A 21,288-nucleotide genomic window follows, 5' to 3' on the forward strand; every position below is an offset into this window, starting at 1 on the left:
GCATCCCCAAGCCGAGGCAACGCGGTATGTGATTATGCGATTGGCGAAGGGAGATATCGAATGAAGAAGACCTGTGAGAAGCCCATTTTTGACCTAGCGCGAGCGACTGTCGTCGGTGACGGATTCGCCCAACTTATCGACTGTCAGTTCGGGGCCGACTGACTAAGGCCGCGCTGTATTACGAAAAGGAAGCTTGTTGGGGCCGTCCCTTTTCCAAGTTGCCTGTCTCTCAAGGCCCCTCCCGGTAAAGGGCTTTTGCTTTGTTGTTCCCAGAAGGGCCGGGAAGCCCGCCACATTGCGTGAAAACATCCCGTATTGCGGGGAACATTTTAGCAAACTGTAAATTCAACGGTCTTGTGGTAGGAGGCCAATGTGTCCCGGCGAAGCGTCGACAAAGACCGATTGGAGCGCGCAGACCGTGAGGCAAAGATTGCTAACGCGGCCGAGAGAGAGGCGCGAGATACAAAAACTGCGCGACTTCGAGAACAACGCCTTGCTGCCGAAGCCAAGGCTTCGCAAGCATTCAAGAAAGGTCGGTCCAGGGGCTAGGTCTCGCTTCGACGCTGACGCTCGCCCTAAGACAGCGACGCGCTTTTTCGTCCTTATCAGAACCTCATGTCCAAGAACTCGTTCCAGCGATGGGAGCGCGCCCAGCGCTGCTGGTCAAGGAAAGGCAACCCTTGGCCGGCGCGCATCGCTCGCAAGTGGTGCGGACCCTCCAAACGTGATTGCCCATCTTTCTTGGAACCGTCTTTTCGCAGCGGAGTTCGGTACCGAAGGGGCATTCGATATGGAGTTGATCATGAAACAGGTTCTTTTGGCTTCAGCCATTATGGTACTGTCAACTGGCCTCGCCTTTGCGCAATCGACCACCACGACCACAGGCGGATCGTCGAGCTCGACAACAAAGACAATGCCGAGCACTACGACCGATCAGGGGACGGATTCGACCACCACGAGTGGAACGAACTCGAACTCCGCCAAGGACTGCGCTCCGGGTCAACAAACTGGCAGCGCCAAGCAGGCCGCGCCAGGTCAACAGGATTCCGATGCTAACACGGCGGCTCCTGGCCAGATGAAAAAGACCACGGAGGGCTGCTGACCTGCCTTGGGAACTGTTGCGCCTGTTCCAGATTGATGCAAAACGGTCAATTCTCAGGCTGTAGCCGCCGTCGAACGCCCGTCGTGCTAGGTCGGCACGGCGGGTTGGTACCAAGACCAAGGTCTTGTCGGTTCCAGCGGCCGTTCCATTATATTAATCGAAATAAACCTTATCGCCCGCAAGGTGTGCGGTATAGGTTCACCCTACGTGGCAGCGCCGCCCGCAACAGCAGGGGTAAACCAACACCCCAGCAAGTCCCTTTATCTGCGACGGCCCGCCGCTGCCGCGAATGGAACGGCGGGCTTTTTTCTTACTCCGTGAAACGAAAGGTCATTCCGAAAGTTGGCTTCCCAAAGGAGGAGCCAATGAAAAAGGATGGCGATGGACGTGTGGACAAAGACAATCAGCAACTGCTTGCCCGACGTTTGTCTGAAGAAGTCGGCATTTCAGAACCTGATGCGCGCGGTCTGATCAAGCTTATCGGCACGGACTGGAATTCGCTGCTTCGTGAAGCCCGATTTTTGAAAGAGCGGCATTAGATGCTCTTGCCGGTCGTGCGACCTTCACTAAGTTATTATTGCATCGACTCTTGCGAATATGAGCGTGGCTCATCGGCGGTAGTTTCAGGGCACCGCCGGCTGTGAGCGAAGAACATGCTTCCGCCCAACGGAGGAAGCCATGGCACCATCGGCGTTGCCAATCCGAAGAACTCGCCCTCCTACAGCGGGTGCGGACCTGCAAGAGCGCGCGCTAGAGAGGCAGCGTCGACGCCGGGGCACTGAGCGCCCGTCTAATATGCAATCCGTGAAAGTGATTATCGTTGCGGGGATCAGTTGCGCCATGCGACTTTGCGCTTAGTCACGACATAGGCCCATCAGGCTTAATTGTAGCATTCCCCTTGTGCCGGTGCGTCTGTTCATTCGGCCCACCCTTGTGTCCAGTTATGGTCGGCACGGTCACTCAACCCGAGCTTGGTCCGCTTATCTTGCCGACTACCCTTAGGCGAACGCTTTCGTCGTGCTGAGCCGGTGCTTCGATGTATTTGAAGCGCCCTTGAGCACCGCGTTGCTTGTGAAGGCAACCTCTGCTCCTGCCGGTCGGGTGAAAAGACGCCGGCGCCAGTTGGGAGTTGGTGGGCTGATGGCGCCGGCCATGTTAGACTCCGGGAGAACTAATGCCTGGATCTGGCGAGGGGTACTGCCAACGTTGCGGAACAGAACCGTGTGCCTGACGTTGTGCCGAGATCGACGTAGGAGAAACGGCATGGTGGCGCCACGCGCGGTCTGGAAGGGCTTTCTGAGGGTCGGTTCCGTGTCATGCGGGGTGAAGATAGTTGGTGCCACAAGCGAGGCATCCAAGATCCACTTCAAGATTTTGAACCGCAAGGACGGTTTACCCGTCAAAACCGCCTATGTCGATGAAGAGACCGGCGATGTGGTCGAAGCCGAGGAACAGATCAAAGGGTATGAGGCGGACAAGGGTGATTTCATCCACGTCGAGCCGGACGAGATAAAGAAACTGAAGCTTACGTCGCAGCATACGCTAGACGTCGATTCCTTTGTTCCGGTTGCCGAGATCGACACACGTTTTCTGGAGAAACCATATTACTTGATCCCGGCAGACGGTCCCTCCCTGGAGGCCTTTGCCGTCCTGCGCGATGCGATGGCCAAGAAGCGCGTTGCGGCACGCTCCTGCGTCGTACTCTATCAGCGCGGGCGGGAGGTGTTGATACAGCCCCTTGGAAAAGGGATGTTGCTGACCGAGCTACGGACCCACAATGAGATGACATCGGAAGACACCGTCTTCGATGACGTGAAAAGCCCAAAATACGACTCGGATTTGCTGGAAATCGCGGGGCTACTCATCGACAAGAAGGTGACGAAGTTCGATCCTTCGAAATTCGAGGACACCTACGAGGATGCGTTGATCGCCATGATTGACGCCAAGCGCAAGGGCAAAAAACCCCCGAAACCGGCGCCGAAACCCAAGGAGAACGTGATCGACTTGGCCTCAGTTCTTCGAAAGAGCCTCGCCAAGGAAGGCATCGGCCAAGATCGGCCAAAGGCCAAGAGCCGCAAATCAGCATAAAAGATAGCAATCACCATCACCGCTGCGCTCAAAAAACCAGTGCAATACCTTGCGCAATCAGCGAACCCAGCTCTCGTGGTGGAATGGTACAGGACTGTCTAAGGATCCTGCTAATGGTCAGCGCCTTGGTCCCTCCATGCCGCGGAGAAGAGATGACCGAATTACCCGTGAGTGCGGGTTGGCCTCTCCGCGCGACGTGCCGCGTGGCGGCGGACCTAGACGCATTAAGCAAAGAACTTGAGGCCTGCTTTGGAGACTGCCCGGCGAAGTGCTACCTACTCTGCTGCAGGTGCTAGGTTTAGAAGCGACGGAACTGGCGTGAGCAAAATTGATGTCGGCGCCGAAGCAATGCGCGATGAAGAGGCGCAGGGACAACGCCGCTGATCTTCAGGCCGTGAGCCCAGCCTCACGCCTCAAACGTTGAAGCCGTTCGCCCGGCACTCGACGCCGTGCATGCTGCCCGTCGGAGGCGTGAGCCTTGACCGTGCCTTCATCTATCGTGACTGGGAAAGGTGCGATCATCACAGCCGGCGCCATATCCCTCCACACAGCTTGCGGCTTGCTCGGGACTGCGACTGATTCATGCCGATCGTCGGTGCATTGCGATGGCACTTGGTAGGAAGGGTCTGCCCGGATCACCGGCTCCAGATCGTGGGGGAAGTTCGGCGCATGGACGGGCAGTGCTTCGGCCGAATTTTTTCCCTTTTGAGTGATGGCCGGAAGCATTTCAGCGATCTCGATCAGGATATCTTTGACCAGATGTCTCATCTGTGCGCCCGCCCACTGCGGCCCATTGCTATGGCGATCAAACTTGTTGAAGTAACCAATGTTCCCGCTTGAAGCGAATGGCGGGGCTTTACAGCAAAGATCGGCGGAGCGGCTCATGTGATACTCCAGGCGGGGTCGCTTCGATCCTCTCGCCTGGCATGACCGATGTCGGAAAGTCGAATTTAAACGTACTGTTCCCTGCCTTCGTCGGAGCGGTGGACGATCCGATGACGGCTTGTGGCTCGCCCGGACTTCTCGCGCAGCTTCTTCCCTGGCTGCTCTGCCCCCGGTGGTTCGCTCGGGAACAAAGGCTCGACCATCCGGTTTGGAACCATCCCGTTAAGCACAGGACGAATGTGCAGCCTGGCGGATGAGAGACGGCTGCCGGATTGCTATGGCTTTTCCCGATCTGCATTCGGCAGCCGAGATTGAGCCCAAATGCCCAAAGGAGACTTCGCATGAGCGAAGCAGGACACAGCGAAGGCAATGAGGTGACTTCGAGTGCGGGCACGTCGCCGTTCGCCAGTTTTTTCATGGCTGGCTTCGAGTGCTCGTCGCACCGGCGCAAGGACGGCGTTCGCCTCGATCTTATCCGCGCGACGTCGCATTATTTGCATGCCCTGGGCGACTACCGCGGTTGCGCCGAACTCGGTCTTCGTACCGTCCGCGACGGGTTGCGCTGGCACCTCATCGAAACCGCTCCTGGAACCTATGACTGGTCGAACTGGACGCCGATGGTCGAAGCAGCGCAATCGGCAGGTGTCCAAGTCATCTGGGACATCTTCCACTATGGATCTCCAGACCATGTTGATCAAGGATCGATGCATTTCATCGATGCCTATGCCTCGTTCGCTGCGGAAGCTGTGAGGGTTCATCGTACAATCGCCGGTACAGCGCCTCTGTTGTGTCCGATCAACGAAATTTCGTTTTTCGCCTGGGCTGTTGAGGTCGGCTATTTCCCGCGCGTCGGTCCGAAGAAGCGGGGATGGTTCAAGCGGCACCTCGTGAAAGCTGCAATAGCTGGCGTTCGCGCGATGCGGGAGGTCGATCCCGCTTGCAGATTTGTCTGGGCCGAGCCGCTTATCCACATTGCTCCTCGCGACCGAACGCGGACTGAACGGCGCCGGGCCGAAAATGCCCGTCTTGGACAGTTCGAAGCTTACGACATGCTGCTGGGCCGGGCAGAACCTGAGTTGGGGGGCAGCGAAGATGTTGTCGATGTCGTTGGCCTGAATTTTTACCCGCACAATCAATGGTACCTAAACGGGCCGACGATCCCGATGGGACATCACGAGTATCGTGCCCTGTCGGAGATGCTGATCGAGGTCGCGCGTCGCTACGGCAAGCCGATGTTCATCGCCGAGACCGGCTCCGAAGGATCGGGCGGGGCGGCTTGGCTCCATTATGTCTGCGACGAGGTGCGTGCCGCAATCGGTCTCGAAGCGCCGATCGAAGGTATTTGCCTATACCCGATAACCGCCTATCCGGGCTGGGACAATTCGCGGCATGCGGAGGTGGGATTGTTTTCGGTTGTTCAGGCGGACGGCAGCCGACACGTCCGCAAGCCCATCGCCGACGAATTAACCCGCCAGCAAGCTTTGTTCGCAGCGAACCCGACGCGTTAAATACATGAGCGGCACGAGGGATTGCGCGAGCGCCTGTCGGCGCCGCGTTGCCACGCCCGATGCTCCCAAGTAGGTCCAGGTGGCGGAGCTACAGCACCCCTTCGGCCAACGACGCCTTCCCCGCGCTCGCCCATTCTGGGACGCTCTTTTGGATGCGGGCGAAGGTAGCCAGGGCCTGCCCGACCACCTGATCCATGTTGTAGTAGCGGTAGGTTGCCAGGCGACCGACAAACCACACGTCGGGACAGGTTGCGCCGAGCGCTTCGTAGCGCTTGTAGAGCTCTTCGTTTTCGGCCCGCGGCACCGGATAGTAGGGGTCCCCGATGTCGGTGGGATATTCGTAGGTCAGGCTGGTCCGCGCGTTCTGCTGGCCGGTCAGATGTTTGTACTCGGTGATGCGGGTGTAATCTTCCGTCTGGGGATAGTTGACGACGGCAACCGGCTGAAACTGCTCTTGGTCGAGGGTGACGTGCTCGAAACGGAGCGAGCGATAAGGAAGACGCCCTAGCTGCCAGCCGAAGTACTCGTCGATCGGGCCGGTATAGATCAGGCGGTTGAATGGTATCTCGTCACGAATTTCGCGGAAATCGGTCTGCAACATGACCTTGATGTTCGGATGATCGAGCATGCGTTCGAACATCCTCGTGTACCCGCCGGCAGGCATCTTCTGAAAGCTGTCGCTGAAATAGCGGTCATCGCGGTTGGTCCTGGTCGGCACTCGTGCCGTCACCGATTTGCTCAGCTGGTTCGGATCGACGCCCCATTGCTTTCTGGTGTAGCCACGGAAGAATTTTTCGTAGAGTTCGCGTCCCACGGTGCTTACGACAACATCCTCGGCCGTTCGCACGTCCTCCACCGTCTCGCGCCGCGACGCGAAGAACTCCTCCAACTGTGCGGAATTCAGGTCGAGGCCATAAAGGCGATTTATCGTGTCGAGATTGATCGGGATAGGAAGCAGTTTCCCATCCACCGCCGCCAGCACCCTATGCTCGTACGTGCGCCATTCGGTGAACTGCGAGAGATAGTCCACGATCGACTGGCTGTTGGTGTGAAAAATATGTGGCCCGTAACGGTGGATGAGGATGCCGGCTTCATTATAGCAATCATAGGCGTTGCCGCCGACATGGCTGCGGCGGTCGACCAGGAGAACACTTTCATTGCGCTGGGAGGCTATCCTTTCAGCAAGCACGCTGCCGGCAAATCCCGCGCCGACGATCAGCCAATCGAACATGGCTATGCGCTCCTGCGGAGTGGAATGACCTTCTTGGCTTGATAGGCACGCTCGATGTGAGCGGTCATGGCACTCCATGTCTTTTCCCAAGACATGTCGGCAAGATAGGCATCCACTTGCGGCAGGAACGTCTCACGAGGTCGCGATAGAATGGAGCGCAGCTTGGTTTCCAGATCGTCACTGTCGGCGATTTCCACTAGTCCAGCAGCGCCGTAGCTGCGCACAACGTCAACGACGGCCGTGGAGATCACCGGCAGGCCCGCCGCCAGAAACTCCGGCGTCTTGGTCGGACTGATGAAGCGGGTCGCTTCGTTGAGTGCAAACGGCATCCACCCGGCATCCCAATGACGCAGATAGTCGGGCAGGTCACAGTAGGCTTTTGAGCCCAACCAATGCAGGTTTTCGGCTGTAGGCAGGGTTGCAGGGTCGATTTTGACCACCGGGCCAAGCATCACGAATTGCACGTCCGGCATGGTCTCTGCCGCCTGCGCCACGAGTTCGACGTCCAGCCGCTCGTCGATAACGCCAAAATACCCGACCCTCGGATGCTGAATGCCGGCCTGGTCGGCTGGCTCCGTTCCTGAGCGTCTTGCGGTGTGAAAGTGCTTCACATCGATGCTGCTCGGGAAGGGGAAGATCGCGTGGTGCAGGTGACGCTTGGTCTCGAACAGGCTCAGGCCACCGGTGAAAACGAGATCGGCGCGGCGCAGCAGGGCCTTTTCCATCTGCCCCAACTCGGGCGGCGCATTCTTGAATGCGGAGAGTTCGTCCATGCAGTCGTAGACGCATATGTCTGGGTCAAGGAATTCCGTGAAGCGGAGAGCCATCGGCGTGTAATACCAGGCGATCAGCCGGCTGTATGGCATAGAAGCTATGATCTGCTGAACAAATCTCCGCTGCACGGCATCTGATTTCGCGGCTGACGCGCCGAGCGGCAGCACTGGTGTCAAGATTAGAATGTTTGGCGACGCCTCGCTCGTCCGCATCTGCGGCTGTGGCAGGTCTTCGAAAACAGGCTCTTCAAAGTAGACCACTCTCTGCTGCTTGGATGCGAGAGTGAGGATATGCTGCGGACGTTGATGAACGAAATTCCATCGCAAGTGGGAGAAGCAAACCAGTAGATTTTCCCTGCCAGCGTGTTTACTGGCGGATACCCTGCCCAAGGCTGCTTCCATTGAGATGTTCCTTCCCGTAAGCTTTCGTTTATGTTACGACTAACATTTGTTAATCGCGGATCGAGGAAAAATAGACTTCTGTGCCAGCTCCTAACTTTCCAGCACGTGAGTTGTTCCAAGGTGAAGTGAAGAGCTCTCAGTCACCGTTCGGATGACGAATGCGGCGATATTTCCGCGGAGCTGAGAACGGCCACCACGCGTCGCCGGGCTTTGAAAGCGTGAGTGACGGAATGTCGGTGGAGAACGGACCTGCCGTATTTGCGTTGAAGTCGCTGGTTATAAAATTCGCAAAACATCACGTTGATTCGCCTGCATGACTGGCGATTCGGTTTGGCAGGGCAAGATTCCGGGGCTGATATGAAGATCGACTTTGCGACCAATGTTTTTCCGCTGTTTCATCCGCAAAGCGTGGATGATCTCAAAGACCCGTGCCCTGTCTTCGATGGCAGTCTGTGGCACGTCTTCGGCTCAAGTGGCACGGTGACCACCGAGACGTGGAGGATCCTTCATGCCACGGCGCCCGATCTCTATGGACCGTGGACCGAGCATCCGCCGATCGAACTTCCTATCAACGGGAGTGGTGTTGCGGCTCCCGGTGTCATCCACGAAAGCGGCGTCTTTCATATGTTCATCCAGACCGAGTTCATGAAGTCTGGCGGCCGGTGCGAGCATGCGGTTTCCAATGACGGGTTCCATTGGGTGGTTCTTAGCCCGGCAATCCTCGCCATCCCGGACACGGAGGAAGATGGCATTTACGATCCGCATCCCGCAGTCATTGGCGGCAAGCGCTACCTCGTCTATTCCGCCATGCCAAAATTCACCAGGGTACCACAGCCCGACATCTACCTCGCACGGAGCCAATCCGACTCGTGGTTCGGTCCCTGGAAGCGGATCGGCAAGATCCTGGACCATAATGATGTTCCTCACCACAATACGAGAGAGGATCCCGACTATGAATGGGGCATAGAAGGCGCACAGCTGGTCGAGTTGCCGGACGGTCGGGTGCTTCTCAATGCCACTTGTTTTCTGCCGAATGGGCTTCGGGGGAACCGGCAACGCGTGTTTTTCGCCATCGCCGATGACGTCGCTGGACCTTATGTGTCGATTGGACCGGTGCTGGAGCCAGGCCAGCCGGGAGAGAACGGCCACTCGACCGTGATGATCGAAGGGGGCCAACTTTCGCTGTTTTACCAAAGCCGGGTCGCCACGACCGATCATCGGTGGCGCTATGGCCTGGCCAGATGCGACGTCGCCCTGTTTTCCAAGGTTGCATAAATTGGGTGTTGCACGGACGGAACAATCCGTCGGAGCGCGTGCACACGACACCATGCACAAGCAGTCGCTCGCGGCGTTCGAAGACATGGGCGGACTGAATGTCTCTGCTCCTTCCCGCAGGAGAATGGGCATCGGCACGTATTCTATGCCTTCATGCCTCGCTTCGTTAAATGTGTCGAACCAGCGCAGGGACTGCCGGGCACAATGGGGCGCCCAGAGCGAGCAGATGATCGACAGGCGGGCAGCCGAATAGACAAAGGTCAGCCAAAGCCGAGGCAACCGGCGGCCTTCCGCTCGACCCTTGCGCACTCGGGAGCACAGGGTTTGTACTCGAGCCACTGAAGCTCCGCACGAGGGGCAGCTCAGCTCGTTCCTGATTGTTGCGTGCCTGACGAGTTCTCCGTTTCAGCCTGATCATAAATGCTTTCACCTAAGGGAACATCGCCGGTTCCTCGAAGTTGGGAAGCCACGGAGGACGTGCACATGAACAGTGTCATCTATCTTATCGGCCTTATCGTTGTCGTGCTCGCGGTCCTCTCCTTCCTCGGTCTTCACTAGGTGACCCATGCAGCATGAGAACGATCAGGGCGGACCGCCCACCGATTTCGACAAGGCGAAAAGCGACGTTTCCGACAGGCTTCGCCAGGAGAATGAGCGTGCCAGCGAGTTGCTTCACGACGCGCGTGACACGGTGACCCGCAAGGCTGGCGACTATGCATCTGAAGCCACGCAGGTCATCTCCGACAAGGCGGAAGAAGCTCAGCGCGACATCGGATCAAGCCTGGCGGCGCTGGGCGGCGCACTGCGCGCGGCCAGCGACCACCTGGCCAACAACGAGGAAAGGAACGCATCGAAGTTCGCGTTGGATGCTGCCGGTGGGCTTGAGCGGCTTTCATCGTCCTTGAAACAAAAACCGTTCGGCGAGGTCCTTGAGGAGGTGCAGTCCTTTGGCCGACAAAATCCCGGTGTCCTGCTTGCGGGATCCGTATTGGCCGGATTGGCTCTCGGGCGGTTCATCAAGGCTTCTCCGCCGGGCGATCCTGAATTTCAGGATGCTCCGGGAGACCTCAAATCACATACCGATCAGGCACAGGGTTGGTCCGCTGATCGTTCGCAGGATTCTGGCCTCGTCGGCGATGATGATGAGGCCACGCAGAGCGCGGAGCACGACAGATGAACACCCAGGACAATCCCAGCCTTCCCGGGCTGATCACCGACTTGGCCCAGAATGTCACAACTCTGGTGCAAACCGAGGCCAGGCTGTTTCGAGCCGAGCTCTCTGAAAAGCTTACCAAAGCCGGGGCAGGTGCCGCGGAAGTGCTGGGCGGCGCGATTTGCCTGCTCGCCGCGCTACTGGTGTTGCTTCAGGCACTCGTCATCGCACTGACGCGGGCAGGGCTCGGCGCGGGGTGGTCTTCCCTGTTGGTCGGTGTGGTCGTGGCGGTCCTCGGCGTTATCCTGCTGCGGACCGGGATGGCCAGCATGGCGCCTTCCGAACTTACCCCCGACCGGACCCAGGAACAGCTCAAGCGCGACGCGAGCGTGATCAAGGAACAAGTGAGATGAAAGAGAAATCTGCAGCCGAACTTGAACGCGAGGCCGAGGCAGCCCGCGCCAGGGTAATGGAGACCGCCGAATCCATTCGGGGCAAGATGACGCTGGGACAATTGCTGGATGAGTTCACCGGGCTGTTCTCGGGAGGGGAGAGCTCGGCCATGCTCGCCAACCTCAGAACGCAGGTCCGAGACAATCCTTTGCCGGTCACCATGGTGGGCGCAGGTCTGGCTTGGCTGATGTTCGGCAGCGGTGCCGCAAACACCGCCCACGGATCGGCTGGCTACTCAATGCCTTCGGCGCCTGGACGACATGACGAAGGGGAGCGCGGCGGCTTCGGCGGCACGCTCTCCGACGCTGCGGACTCGCTCTCATCGAGCGCTACCAGCGTCGGCGATACGATATCGAGCACCGCAAGAGCCGCTGCGGCGGGTCTGACGGGAAGCGCTGCCAATGCAAGCTCGATGACTGGTCACATGGCGGCGAAAGCCAGCCGCTCCGCGCAAGATCTGTTGGAGGACCAACCCTTGGCCGTAGCAGCCGTCGGTCTCGCCATCGGCGCCGCTATAGGTGCAATGCTGCCCCATACCGCAACGGAGGATGAGCGGCTAGGCGCCTATGGCGACAAGCTTCGCGATACCGCCGAAACCGTGCTCGACAGGGGTCTCGATGAGGCCAAGCAGGTCGCCGCCGAAGCCTATGAGACCATCAAGCAGGAAGCTGGCCGGCAACATATGGAAACAGACACGATCGCCGATCAGCTCGGCGAGATCGTGAAGTCCACAGCAGACAAGACCGAGCATGCCGTGCGTGAACGGATTTCCGATCCGTCTCAGCATCAAACCTAGCTTGAGATGATCCTGGATCGACGATAGTCGTCTCTTACAGGGTTGGCGTTGTCCGTCAAACGGTGAACCGCTCAAATCATTTCAGAGCGTAAAGGTAGGCCGCGATATCGCGCGCCTGCTGCTCCGTAATCCGGGTCGATGGCATGGCCGTGTGCGGATTGATTTCCCTTGCCGATCGTATCCAGCGGATCAGGTTCTCTGGATTGTTGGCCAGCCCGCCGCCGATAACGACGCGGTCAGCAAGAGTGGCATCCAGGCGAGGGCCGACCTGCCCTTGCGCGCCCGGCACGCCCGCAATCGTATGGCAGCCCGAACAGCCATTCGCCGTCATGATCGGCAAGGCCCTCACAGTGTCGCCGCCCGTGGCCGCCTCCGCCTCATGGCGGACGCGCGCGGCCCGATCGGACCACCACGTCATTCCGGCCACGGCCGCGACGAGCAGCACCAGCGCGGCGCTGACGGCGGCAAGCAGTTTAGACAAGCTCGTACGCATGCGCCGCCTCCCTGCTTCCGCTCGTCCTGATCCACAGCGCGGCCAGCAGCAGCGCTGTGCCGCCATAGATCAGTCCAGCCGGAACCCACATTACCAGCCCGGCTAGCTGCTGGTCTTCCAGGGGGCTCAAATTCCACAGTGCCGCTCCCACGGCGTTCTCCGGGTACCAGAGTCGTGGCGAGAGCAACAGGAGAACGCCGAGCAGACCGGTATGCAGCGAGGTGATGAAGAGGTGCATCACTGCGCTCCCATAGGCATGCTGGCGGCCGGGACGCGGCAAGAGTACCCACCAGAACAGCAGCCCTGTTCCGAAGAAGCTCGCGTGCTGAGCATAGTGCATCACGCCGCGTTCGAGCGCGGCCTCGAACAACACCGGGATGTGCCAGATCCATATGGCTATGCCGTGGATAATGGTCGCGCTGATCGGCCGCGTTGCGAAGGCCCAGACCACCCTCAGCCAATTGGCGTGCCCGGCAATTCCCAGAATGCGCCGGAACCGGGTGGGTAGGCCCCACATCAAGGCCGCAGCCGGGCAGGCAGAGACCAACAGCGGCGCCGCCACGGCCATCAGAAGTTCATGCTCGATCATATGCGCCGCAAATACCTGCTCGCCGAGCGCATGAATCGGGCTGACCAATGCGGCTGTCAACACGCCCCATCCGGCCGTGAACAGCAGAGCCTGGCGCAGCCGCAAAGTCCTGCCGCGGCTGCTGCGCCGCCAAAGCCGACTCGCGCCCACGACATAGGCGAGTCCGAGGACGGCAAGCGGCAGCGTAATGGGCAGCGCGAGCGTCCACCCGGCCTCAGGTGCGCCGGCGCCGTAGCAGATGGAAGTAGAGAACAGCGCGTCCAGGTTCATCGCAGGCACTCATCCAGGATCAGCGCCGCGCTGCCTTGAATGAGGATCACAAGCGCAAACAGCAACGCCGACAACATTCCGAGGTTGGCGACGAAGCGCTCCGTGCCGGGCGTACGCTCCGGCTTGAATCCGGCACCGCCTCGCCGCTTCGCCCGCCACGACAGCGCCCCGCCGAGCAGCGACAACAAGACGAGCAGCAGCGCCACGGGAAGCACGACCGGCACCTGGCGATTGCATTGCCAAGACACCAGCGCATAATTCAGCTGTGTCGAGACCGCCCAGGCCAGCGGACCCGACAGAAGACCACCCCAAGACGTTCCCAACCGCAACGCTCGCATGTCAGCCTAGCCTCGGCGCCCAATAGATGAGCAGATAGATCGGGATCCAGGTCAGGACCACGAAATCCCAGTAGAAGACATTGTCGCCGACATCGCCGAAGCGCCGGCCGCTATAGCCGTGGCGCGTGAACATCAGCACTGTCAGCACGATGGTGTCGCCGACATCGGTTATGAGGTGCGTGGTGTGCAGGCCAAGCAGCACCCAGAGCATCGACCCATAGGCGTTCGTGTCCCAATAGATGTTGAGGGCGGGGAATTCGAACCAGCGCACGACGAGCGGAGCGATCCCGAGCAGCGACATGACCACCAGGCCGATCCGCACCGGAACCATGGAGCATTGCTTGGCATAGCGGTGGAGGATATGGTTGGGCACAAGGCTGACGACAAACAAAATCGTGACGATCGTTCCGGGCCAATGGTTCGGCTGCGGTGCGCTGAGCGGCCATGCTGGCCATGACAGCGCAAGGTAGAGATATGCGCCCGCCGCCAGCGCAAAACCGGTGCCTTCCAAAGCCATGAAGCCGAGCGTGCCCCACCAGGTGGGGCTGCGCGGACCATGCCCGAAGGTCGGCAGGCCAGAAAGATCGGCGGCGGCGCGCTGCTTCATTCCTGGTCCTCCGGATCGCCCTTAGGCCAAAACCAACCGATCAACGTGATGGCGATCGGCGCCGCGCCCCAGACGATCGCCCAGGGCGTGAAGATCGAATAGAGAAACGTACCGCCGACGGCGAGCGCCGCGAGAAGCGGCCAGATCGACGGTGTGGCCGATTTCTCACGAATGTCGGGATAAGCTTCGGCCACGGTCGAGATGAGGAGCTCGCGCGCATCGACGCGGAGTCCGGTTGCTACAGGTAGCGCCTCGCGCTCGGCCCAGAGCGGCTCGATATGGGTGACGACGGGAATGCGTGCGAAATTATAGCTCGGCGGCGGCGAGGATGTTGCCCACTCCAAGGTTCCTGCGTCCCACGGATTGTTGCCGGCCGAGGTGCCTTTCAACGCGCCATGCACAAGGTTGAAGGTGAACAGGACAAAGCTCAGGAAGAAGAGTAGCGCCCCGGCCGAGATGAAAAGGTTGATGTTGCCCCAGCCAAGCTCGGCCGGATAGGTGTAGACCCGTCGTGGCATGCCCCATAGGCCGACGAGATGCATCGGGAAAAAGGCCGCATTAAACCCGATGAAGGCCAGCCAGAAATGCCAACGCCCGAGGCGTTCGCTCATCATGCGGCCGCTGATCTTCGGGAACCAGAAATAAGCCGCGCCGAGCAACGGGAACACCGAGCCGCCAATCAGCACGTAGTGGAAATGCGCGACGACGAAATAGGTGTCGTGCACCTGAAGATCCAATGGCACAGAGGCGAGCATGACGCCGGTCAGTCCGCCGATGACGAAGATGAAGAAGAAGCCGAAGACAAACAGCAACGGGGTCCGGATCACCGGTCTGCCATCCCATAATGTTGCCAGCCAGCAGAAGATCTGCACGCCGTTCGGAATGGCGATCATCATGCTGGACGCGGTGAAGAAGCTTGCGCCGAGCTTCGGCAATCCGGTGGCGAACATGTGATGGACCCAGAGCCCGAACGACAGGAGGCCGACAGCGAAGAGTGACAGGACAAGTCCGAGATGGCCGAATGTCGGTCGCCTGGCGAAAGCGGGGATGATCGAAGAGACCATGCCCGTCGCCGGCAAGAAGATGATGTAGACTTCCGGATGGCCGAAGAACCAGAAGAGGTGCTGGAACAGCAGAGCATCCCCACCCTCAGCCGGGTTGAAGATATGTGTGCCGACCAGCCGGTCCAGGATCAGGAAGGTCGAGGTGATCATCACTGCCGGCATCGCGAAAACGACCACGAAGGAAGTGACCAGCATCGCCCAGACATAGAGCGGGATCTTGTCCAGCGACATGCCGGGGGCTCGCTGCTTGAACACGGTGACGATGGTCGCCACCGCCACGGCCAATGACGACACTTCCGTATACGTGATCATCTGCGCCCAGACGTCGGCGCGCTTGCCCGATGCGAATTCGGGGCCCGACAGCGGCACGTAAGCGAACCAGCCCACATCAGGGGCCATGTTGAGGGCGAAGGACACCCAGGCAAAAGCGCCGCCCGAGACGTAGATCCAGTAGCTGAACGCGTTCAGGCGCGGAAACGCGATGTTGCGGGTGCCGACCATCAGCGGTACCAGATAGATGCCAGTCGCCTGCACGATAGGCACGGCGAACAGAAACATCATCGTAACGCCATGCATCGTGAACAGCTGGTTGTAGAGGTCCGGCCCGATCAGGCCGCGTTGTGGTCCCGAGAGCTGGATACGCATGGCGACAGCGTTGAGGCCGCCAAGACACAGGAAAACAAATGCGGTGATCAAATAGCGTCGTGCGATCACCTTGTGATCGACGCTAGACAGCGCTCCAAAGATACCGGACGGCGTCCGCCAAGTGCGTTCGAGCCAGCGATGCAGGCTGGCATCATCCATGCCCGTATCGCGGGGGCCCTCACGTTCGGGAGCAAGGTCGCCCTTGGCCGGGTCTGGTTCCTGGATGTGGCGGTCGCCTGTGACATCGGCGCTGCTCATTTCAGCCCCTCGAGATAAGCGACGATTGCGTTGAGCTCGTCGCCATTGAGATCTGCCACTGGCATGTGGGAACCCGGCTTGATGCCTTGCGGGTCGGCTATCCAGGCGGCGAGATTGCCGCGGCTCATCGTCAGCGTTCCGGCCGCCAGTGTTTTCCGGCTGGCGATGTGGGTGAGATCGGGAGCCACCGTTCCGCCGGCCGGCGTTCCCCCGATCCTGTGGCACATCACGCAGGGGCGCTTGAGGAACAGGTCCGCGCCGGCCTTGGCTTCGCCGCTCGCCGGCGCGCCGGCCGGCTGCAACTGGTCGTTCAGCCAAGCATCGAATTTCGAGCGCGGCTCGGCGATGATGAAGGTGCCCATATTGGCATGCTGCGCGCCGCAGAATTCAGCGCATTGACCGCGGTAGACGCCCGGCTTGTCCGCCTTGATGTCCAGCACGTTCATGTGACCCGGTATAAGGTCGAGCTTACCGGCCAAGCTTGGGATCCAGAACGAATGGATCACATCCGTCGAGGTCAAAAGAAGCCGCACCGGCTCGCCGGCGGGGATGTGGACCTCATTCGCCGTCGTCAGGATGCGGCTCGGCGTAGCATTCTCGTAACGCACCTCCCACCACCACTGATGCCCGGTTACCCTGATTGTCAGCGCAGCGTCCGAGCCAATGGCGGCAAGCGTCCTGTTGGCGAAAAAGCTCAGCAGCGTAAGTCCGATCAGGATTATGGCGGTAAGCCCGACAGCGCTGACAACCACGCGCATCTTGCGGCGTTCGGCCCCTGCGTTGAGTAAGAGGGGTTCATCGCCGGGACGCGATCGCATGACCAGCGGTGCTGCGAGCGCGATCATCACCAGCACCCACACAACCGCGCAAAGCGCGGTGAAGAACCAGATCAGCCAGGCCAACTCGCCGGCTGCGGGGCCCTTCGGGTCCAGCGCCGACTGCCAGCCTGCGCATCCCTGCAGAAGCAGGACACAGAAGGGGGCAAGCGCCATGAAGGCCAACCGTTTCACGGCGACTTTCCCAGTGTCGCGGCATCCGGCAGGCGGTTTTCCGAGGGATGCACCATCATGTCGTCATTGCGCTGCGGCGCGGCGGAGGAGGGCGCGTTGCCGCCCAGTGCGCGCACATATGCCGCCAGCTCCCACATCTGGTCGTCGGGTATCTTCTGGCCGAAGCTCGGCATCCCGTTCGGCCTGCCGTCGCGGATCGTGGCGTGGATGCTTTCGATCGAGCTGCCGTAGAGCCACTTCTCGTCCATCAGCGCCGGACCCATGCCGCCACCGCCATTGGCATGGCAGCCCGAGCAGTTGAACCAGCTGAACAGGCGTTTGCCCTCGCTCATGTGGAAGGCGTTGGCCTCGAAGCTCGCCGCCTTGTTGTCGGTGGGAGAGGGTCGCTGTCCGCCCGGCTCCAACGTGGTCACAGGCGTCGGCTGCTCACCTGAGCCGAGCGCCGATTGCGGTCGCGTGTCGCGCTCCTCGCGCTGGCAGGCGACCAGGGCCAGCGTCAAGGGCAGCAACATCGCCAGAGCCTGCCTCATCGCGCCGGACTCCCGGCCATGTCCAGACGCGGTACGCCGTATTGCGCCAGAACCGCGTCAATCTCGGCCTTGTGTCTGGCAAGCGCGCTATTCACATCGCCACGCAGCGCATCGTCCTCGCGCCGAACACCCATTGAGATGTCGTACATCAGCGGCAGTTGCGGGCCGTCGATGCGAGGCGTGACCGGCGTGATCCGGAGCGACACCTTTTGCCTCTTGGCGAAATAGCCGGCGAGCGGACCCCAGACCACGGCAAGATCGATCTCACCGTTCGCGACAGCTTCGACGATGCGCGCCGGAGGGTTGGGAGCGGAGTAGTCGCCATAGACGGGATAGCCGATCAGGTGTCCGACGATGCCGCGGCGGCCAAGCGCCTGGACAGGCGGCGAGTTAGCGCCATCGTCGCCGATGAGCTGAACACCGATGCGCAATTCTTGCAACCGCGGGTCGTTGAAGGAGGCCACGTCCGGGCCGTCCTGGCGGGTCACGAAGACATAGGACGAACGGTAGTAAGGCATGGTGGTGCGCAGCATTTCGAGATTGGCAGGCGTGCCGGGCACGAGATCGCAAAGGCCTGCCTTCAGCGTGTTGCGGATGAAGCCACGGCGCTGCGCCCACCAAGTATACGTCAGCTTGGCGCCGAGATCAGTGGCGATAATTTCCGCGATCCTGTTCTCGAAGCCTTGACCGGCCGCGTTCGAAAACGGCATGTTGTTCGGGTCGGCGCACACTCTCAACTCACGTGCATTGGCAATAGCCGGCAAGAGCAACAAGGCGAGCCCGGCCATGCCGATCGCCACCCGTTGGAACGCCTTTCGCGCCGGACGTACGGTCAAGTCCAATCCATCAAGGCAGCCGGAACACATAAAGCGTGCCTCCCGCCGTGGTAGCGTTCTTCAGATCCTTCATCGCGTTCACGAAGCCAAGTGCAGCGGTGGCATCGCGTGGATCGAGGTCGCCCGAAACGATAGCGCCGGCCCAGCCACCGACGCCTGACAGAATTGCGACATATTGGTGCCCGTCGGGGCCGCGATAGGTTATCGGCTGGCCTATGATCCCGGACGATGTCTTAAACTGCCAAAGCAGATCGCCAGTCCTGGCGCTGACCGCTTTGAACCAGCCTTCCATGGTGCCGTAGAAGGCGACATCGCCGGCAGTGACGACCGTGCCGCTCCACACCGGGAAGTTCTCTTTCAGGACCCAGGCCGGCTTGGCGGCGGCAACATCCCAGGCGGTGAAGGCACCACGATTGCCGCCTGGCCCGGGTATCATGCGTACGTTCATGCCAACATAAGGCGTGCCTGCGATGTAGTTTACCTCGACGCCTTCTTCGTCCATGCAGAGATTGTTATGGGGGATGTAGAGCAGGCCGGTCTTCGGCGAAAAGGCCGATGGCTGCCAGTCCTTGAGGCCGGAGGCTGTTGGGCAAATGTCTCGGACCACCTTGCCGGTGCCGGTTCTCTTGTCGGGGTTTGCAATCAGGCGGCCGGTCTTCAGATCGACGCCTTTGCTGGAATTGACCGGGCCATAGGCTGTGGCCGACAGCACCTCGCCAGTGGTCCGATCGAGGATATAGAGGTAGCCGTTGCGTTCCGGTCGGACAAGGACCTTGCGCGGCTTGCCTTGCCAGGTCATGTCCAGAAGGATCTGCTCGTTGATGCCGTCATAGTCATGGAGGTCATGCGGGCTCCACTGATAGAACCACTTCGCCGCTCCGGTATCGGCGTCACGCGCGAAAATACCGGACGTCCATTTGTTGTCGCCTGGCCGCAAATCCGGATTCCACGGTCCTGGATTGCCTGTGCCGTGGAAGATCAAGTTCAAGTCCGGATCGTAGGAGATCCAGCCCCACATATTGCCGCCGCCGATCTTCCAGGCTTCCGGCGGCCATGTCGTCACGCCAAGGTCTGTGCCCTTGTCCATGTCGTAGTGGGGCTTGAAGTCCGGGCCGATCAGCACATCCTTGTCGGGCCCAGTGCCATAAGCCGTCCAGACAACGTGCCCGTCTCCGGCGTCCAGCGCCTTGACCCAGCCGCGGACGCCCATTTCGCCGCCGGAATTGCCGACCAGAACTTTGCCCTTCACCACCAGCGGCGCCATGGTGATGGTCTCGCCGATGTTGATGTTGCCGATATGAGCGTTCCAGATCGGCTTGCCCGTATTTGCATCGAGCGCGATCGTGTGGCCGTCCAGCGTGTTGAAGAAGATGCGCCCGTCGGCGAAGGCCGCTCCGCGGTTGACGACATCGCAGCAGGCCACTCCTTGTGCCGCCGGCTCGGGGTTAGGCTCGTACTTCCACTTCATCGGCGCGCCGGGCCTGGAAAGGTCGAGCGCGTAGATGATGTTGGGAAAGGGCGTGACGATGTACATGATGTTGCCGACGACCAGCGGCGCTGCTTCCTGGCCCTTGTTCACGCCGGTCGAGAAGGTGAAGGCGACCTGCAGGTTCTTGACGTTGCCTTCGTTGATCTCGGTCAGTTCGCTGAAGCGGGTCGACGCGTAGTTCTTGGCCGGCATTGTCCATTGCCCGTCATCGGGTGGCGCCGCGGTGGCGGGCGGCGCAATAGCCGCCGCCGATGGAGGCTCCGAGGCACCGCTCAGGAATGGGCCGCATGCCAGCAGCATCACCGAGAATATGCAGGTGCGAAAAGAATTCCAGATCGCCAATGCGCGGGCGCCTTGTGCTGCGTCAACGCCAGCCGGTGCCGGGTGCAGCGTGCCTTTCATTTGTGGATCGAGCCTCCCACGCCGGCGCCGAGCTCCGCCGCGATGTCAGCCTCGGTGCCGGCACAAAGCGGATGGCCCCAGCCCGAGGCGCTTTTGCCGCCGGGATCGAGATCGTAGACGATGGCGTCCTTGCGATTGGGGTTGACCCCGGCGGGAACCTTGTCGAGGCCGAGCGCCGCGCGAACACGCCAGGCGACATTGTGATCGGCGCATGAGGAATCTCCGGAGACCCCGATGCCTCCGACGATGCTCTTGCCGTCATAGAGGGCAAGCCCGCCGCCAAACACAACGACGCCTCCAATCGGCTTGCCGACGAGGGGATCGCTGGCGCTTCCGAACGTTTTGGGATCGCCCGCATAGGCTGCGGCCTGGTTGACCGGATTGGTCTCCTGCAAGCCGAAAAGCGGCCCGCCCGGCTGCGCCCCCGCGTAGAGATTGGCCGTCGATAAGGCCATCTGCGCCAGGCTGAGCCCATTGGCCGTGTTGGCCTTCTCTGCCGCGACGAGGCGACTGCCTGGCCATTGCGAATCGGCGGTGGGACCGCTGAAAGCGATCGCGCAGACTGCGCCGTCGCGGGCAATGATAGCGGCCCATTCGTTGGTCTCAAAGCCACCGTTGGCAGGTCCGCCGCTTGCTTTCACATTGGCCTTGAGGACAGCGAGCAGCTTATCGTGGTCGGCCGGGCAGGGCGCCTGTGCCATGGCTTGGCCCTGTGGGAACAGGCCAGCCGTCAACAACACCAGACCAAAGGCTGATCGCAAAAGCTGACAGCGATACATTGTCCTGCCCATTCGTTCGAGCATCAAAGAATCCCAGAGCACTCTGGCAGACTGGAAATGCGAGAATGAATCCGTGATCCAATGACGTCGGTGTTTAACGTGGGCGATGCAGCTATGTTCCTGCTTCTGCAAAAAATCGCGCAACCCCTCGTACGTCGATGCCACCCGAACATATTCTTCCTGGGAACAGCCACGTGCCGGTTTCCGCAACGATGTCAAAGGCCCATTTTGATCCGCACCTTGTGTAAGTTTGTTGCATAGCCTCAGAGTGGCACTCTTCTCGACCGCACCATTCTCTTTCCAGAATCCGAT

Annotated in this window: 21 protein-coding genes; 8 read left to right on the forward strand and 13 right to left on the reverse strand. The window is 60.3% G+C overall.

Going from position 1 to position 21,288, the window contains the following annotated elements; genetic code table 11:
- The first annotated feature begins 802 nt into the window (after window positions 1-802).
- The 3 genes from EOA16_RS12800 (at window position 803) to EOA16_RS12810 (ending at window position 3,190) form a co-directional block, all read left to right on the forward strand.
- On the forward strand, window positions 803-1,102 hold the full coding sequence (locus EOA16_RS12800) for a hypothetical protein (RefSeq protein WP_127258407.1): 300 nt from the start codon (window positions 803-805) through the stop codon (window positions 1,100-1,102).
- 365 nt (window positions 1,103-1,467) lie between these two features.
- The gene (locus EOA16_RS12805; RefSeq protein ID WP_127258409.1) at window positions 1,468-1,641 is read left to right on the forward strand and encodes a hypothetical protein; all 174 of its coding nucleotides are present in this window, start codon (window positions 1,468-1,470) and stop codon (window positions 1,639-1,641) included.
- 724 nt (window positions 1,642-2,365) lie between these two features.
- Window positions 2,366-3,190, forward strand: coding sequence for a Ku protein (locus tag EOA16_RS12810; protein WP_127258411.1), 825 nt, complete (start codon window positions 2,366-2,368; stop codon window positions 3,188-3,190).
- A gap of 387 nt (window positions 3,191-3,577) precedes the next feature.
- Here EOA16_RS12810 and EOA16_RS32615 read toward each other — a convergent pair whose 3' ends face one another.
- Entirely contained in the window at window positions 3,578-4,075 is a 498-nt protein-coding gene (locus tag EOA16_RS32615; RefSeq protein WP_164754243.1) for a hypothetical protein, read from the reverse strand.
- Window positions 4,076-4,416: 341 nt separating this feature from the next.
- Here EOA16_RS32615 and EOA16_RS12820 point away from each other — a divergent pair, with 341 nt between their 5' ends.
- Window positions 4,417-5,583 carry a beta-glucosidase gene (locus EOA16_RS12820; RefSeq protein ID WP_127258413.1) on the forward strand — a complete coding sequence of 389 codons (1,167 nt, stop codon included), beginning with the start codon at window positions 4,417-4,419 and terminating at the stop codon, window positions 5,581-5,583.
- 88 nt (window positions 5,584-5,671) lie between these two features.
- On the opposite strand, the gene glf is transcribed toward EOA16_RS12820, so the two are convergent.
- Complete coding sequence (glf, locus tag EOA16_RS12825) at window positions 5,672-6,814, reverse strand: UDP-galactopyranose mutase (RefSeq protein ID WP_127258415.1); 1,143 nt, start codon at window positions 6,812-6,814, stop codon at window positions 5,672-5,674.
- 2 nt (window positions 6,815-6,816) lie between these two features.
- Window positions 6,817-7,989 (reverse strand): glycosyltransferase, encoded by a 1,173-nt coding sequence (locus tag EOA16_RS12830; RefSeq protein WP_127258417.1) that lies wholly within the window; start codon window positions 7,987-7,989, stop codon window positions 6,817-6,819.
- 357 nt (window positions 7,990-8,346) lie between these two features.
- Between EOA16_RS12830 and EOA16_RS12835 the strand changes: the two genes are divergently transcribed.
- The 4 genes from EOA16_RS12835 to EOA16_RS12850 all read left to right on the forward strand — a co-directional run bounded on the left by EOA16_RS12835 (window position 8,347) and on the right by EOA16_RS12850 (window position 11,666).
- Complete coding sequence (locus tag EOA16_RS12835) at window positions 8,347-9,264, forward strand: hypothetical protein (protein ID WP_164754244.1); 918 nt, start codon at window positions 8,347-8,349, stop codon at window positions 9,262-9,264.
- Between the two features lie 565 nt (window positions 9,265-9,829).
- A complete protein-coding gene (locus EOA16_RS12840; protein WP_127258418.1) occupies window positions 9,830-10,441 on the forward strand; it encodes a hypothetical protein in 612 nt (203 codons plus the stop codon).
- Window positions 10,438-10,830 carry a phage holin family protein gene (locus EOA16_RS12845; RefSeq protein ID WP_127258420.1) on the forward strand — a complete coding sequence of 131 codons (393 nt, stop codon included), beginning with the start codon at window positions 10,438-10,440 and terminating at the stop codon, window positions 10,828-10,830. The genes EOA16_RS12840 and EOA16_RS12845 overlap by 4 nt, the downstream gene beginning before the upstream one ends.
- Window positions 10,827-11,666 carry a hypothetical protein gene (locus tag EOA16_RS12850; RefSeq protein ID WP_127258422.1) on the forward strand — a complete coding sequence of 280 codons (840 nt, stop codon included), beginning with the start codon at window positions 10,827-10,829 and terminating at the stop codon, window positions 11,664-11,666. The genes EOA16_RS12845 and EOA16_RS12850 overlap by 4 nt, the downstream gene beginning before the upstream one ends.
- Before the next feature lie 76 nt (window positions 11,667-11,742).
- On the opposite strand, the gene EOA16_RS12855 is transcribed toward EOA16_RS12850, so the two are convergent.
- From EOA16_RS12855 to EOA16_RS12900, 10 genes are all read right to left on the reverse strand, one after another.
- Entirely contained in the window at window positions 11,743-12,159 is a 417-nt protein-coding gene (locus EOA16_RS12855) for a cytochrome c (protein ID WP_127258424.1), read from the reverse strand.
- Window positions 12,140-13,018 (reverse strand): cytochrome c oxidase assembly protein, encoded by an 879-nt coding sequence (locus EOA16_RS12860; protein WP_127258426.1) that lies wholly within the window; start codon window positions 13,016-13,018, stop codon window positions 12,140-12,142. The genes EOA16_RS12855 and EOA16_RS12860 overlap by 20 nt, the downstream gene beginning before the upstream one ends.
- Window positions 13,015-13,224 carry a hypothetical protein gene (locus tag EOA16_RS33115; RefSeq protein WP_245455914.1) on the reverse strand — a complete coding sequence of 70 codons (210 nt, stop codon included), beginning with the start codon at window positions 13,222-13,224 and terminating at the stop codon, window positions 13,015-13,017. The genes EOA16_RS12860 and EOA16_RS33115 overlap by 4 nt, the downstream gene beginning before the upstream one ends.
- A 133-nt stretch (window positions 13,225-13,357) precedes the next feature.
- On the reverse strand, window positions 13,358-13,963 hold the full coding sequence (locus EOA16_RS12870; RefSeq protein ID WP_127258430.1) for a cytochrome c oxidase subunit 3: 606 nt from the start codon (window positions 13,961-13,963) through the stop codon (window positions 13,358-13,360).
- Window positions 13,960-15,930, reverse strand: coding sequence for a cytochrome c oxidase subunit I (gene ctaD / locus EOA16_RS12875; RefSeq protein WP_127258432.1), 1,971 nt, complete (start codon window positions 15,928-15,930; stop codon window positions 13,960-13,962). Before ctaD ends, EOA16_RS12870 begins: the two co-directional genes overlap by 4 nt.
- A complete protein-coding gene (gene coxB / locus EOA16_RS12880) occupies window positions 15,927-16,922 on the reverse strand; it encodes a cytochrome c oxidase subunit II (protein ID WP_127258805.1) in 996 nt (331 codons plus the stop codon). Before coxB ends, ctaD begins: the two co-directional genes overlap by 4 nt.
- Window positions 16,923-16,936: 14 nt before the next feature.
- The gene (locus EOA16_RS12885; protein ID WP_127258434.1) at window positions 16,937-17,470 is read right to left on the reverse strand and encodes a c-type cytochrome; all 534 of its coding nucleotides are present in this window, start codon (window positions 17,468-17,470) and stop codon (window positions 16,937-16,939) included.
- Entirely contained in the window at window positions 17,467-18,336 is an 870-nt protein-coding gene (locus EOA16_RS12890) for a substrate-binding domain-containing protein (RefSeq protein WP_127258436.1), read from the reverse strand. The genes EOA16_RS12885 and EOA16_RS12890 overlap by 4 nt, the downstream gene beginning before the upstream one ends.
- Window positions 18,317-20,197: a methanol/ethanol family PQQ-dependent dehydrogenase gene (locus EOA16_RS12895; protein WP_127258438.1), complete on the reverse strand. Its 1,881-nt coding sequence runs from the start codon at window positions 20,195-20,197 to the stop codon at window positions 18,317-18,319. Before EOA16_RS12895 ends, EOA16_RS12890 begins: the two co-directional genes overlap by 20 nt.
- Window positions 20,194-21,108 carry a heme-binding protein gene (locus tag EOA16_RS12900; RefSeq protein WP_348630317.1) on the reverse strand — a complete coding sequence of 305 codons (915 nt, stop codon included), beginning with the start codon at window positions 21,106-21,108 and terminating at the stop codon, window positions 20,194-20,196. The genes EOA16_RS12895 and EOA16_RS12900 overlap by 4 nt, the downstream gene beginning before the upstream one ends.
- Between the last annotated feature and the right edge of the window lie 180 nt (window positions 21,109-21,288).

The sequence above is a fragment of the Mesorhizobium sp. M7A.F.Ca.US.008.03.1.1 genome (assembly GCF_003997495.1).
Classification (GTDB): domain Bacteria; phylum Pseudomonadota; class Alphaproteobacteria; order Rhizobiales; family Rhizobiaceae; genus Mesorhizobium.

Coding starts and splice junctions, on each gene's coding strand:
- EOA16_RS12805 (WP_127258409.1), top strand. CDS start 1,468: ATGAAAAAGGATGGCGATGGACGTGTGGACAAAGACAATCAGCAACTG.
- EOA16_RS12835 (WP_164754244.1), top strand. CDS start 8,347: ATGAAGATCGACTTTGCGACCAATGTTTTTCCGCTGTTTCATCCGCAA.
- EOA16_RS12850 (WP_127258422.1), top strand. CDS start 10,827: ATGAAAGAGAAATCTGCAGCCGAACTTGAACGCGAGGCCGAGGCAGCC.
- EOA16_RS12895 (WP_127258438.1), bottom strand. CDS start 20,197: ATGAAAGGCACGCTGCACCCGGCACCGGCTGGCGTTGACGCAGCACAA.
- ctaD (WP_127258432.1), bottom strand. CDS start 15,930: ATGAGCAGCGCCGATGTCACAGGCGACCGCCACATCCAGGAACCAGAC.
- EOA16_RS12885 (WP_127258434.1), bottom strand. CDS start 17,470: ATGAGGCAGGCTCTGGCGATGTTGCTGCCCTTGACGCTGGCCCTGGTC.
- EOA16_RS12840 (WP_127258418.1), top strand. CDS start 9,830: ATGCAGCATGAGAACGATCAGGGCGGACCGCCCACCGATTTCGACAAG.
- EOA16_RS32615 (WP_164754243.1), bottom strand. CDS start 4,075: ATGAGCCGCTCCGCCGATCTTTGCTGTAAAGCCCCGCCATTCGCTTCA.
- EOA16_RS12860 (WP_127258426.1), bottom strand. CDS start 13,018: ATGAACCTGGACGCGCTGTTCTCTACTTCCATCTGCTACGGCGCCGGC.
- EOA16_RS12810 (WP_127258411.1), top strand. CDS start 2,366: ATGGTGGCGCCACGCGCGGTCTGGAAGGGCTTTCTGAGGGTCGGTTCC.
- EOA16_RS12870 (WP_127258430.1), bottom strand. CDS start 13,963: ATGAAGCAGCGCGCCGCCGCCGATCTTTCTGGCCTGCCGACCTTCGGG.
- EOA16_RS12855 (WP_127258424.1), bottom strand. CDS start 12,159: ATGCGTACGAGCTTGTCTAAACTGCTTGCCGCCGTCAGCGCCGCGCTG.
- EOA16_RS12830 (WP_127258417.1), bottom strand. CDS start 7,989: ATGGAAGCAGCCTTGGGCAGGGTATCCGCCAGTAAACACGCTGGCAGG.
- EOA16_RS12845 (WP_127258420.1), top strand. CDS start 10,438: ATGAACACCCAGGACAATCCCAGCCTTCCCGGGCTGATCACCGACTTG.
- EOA16_RS12820 (WP_127258413.1), top strand. CDS start 4,417: ATGAGCGAAGCAGGACACAGCGAAGGCAATGAGGTGACTTCGAGTGCG.
- EOA16_RS12890 (WP_127258436.1), bottom strand. CDS start 18,336: ATGTGTTCCGGCTGCCTTGATGGATTGGACTTGACCGTACGTCCGGCG.
- coxB (WP_127258805.1), bottom strand. CDS start 16,922: ATGGCGCTTGCCCCCTTCTGTGTCCTGCTTCTGCAGGGATGCGCAGGC.
- glf (WP_127258415.1), bottom strand. CDS start 6,814: ATGTTCGATTGGCTGATCGTCGGCGCGGGATTTGCCGGCAGCGTGCTT.
- EOA16_RS12800 (WP_127258407.1), top strand. CDS start 803: ATGAAACAGGTTCTTTTGGCTTCAGCCATTATGGTACTGTCAACTGGC.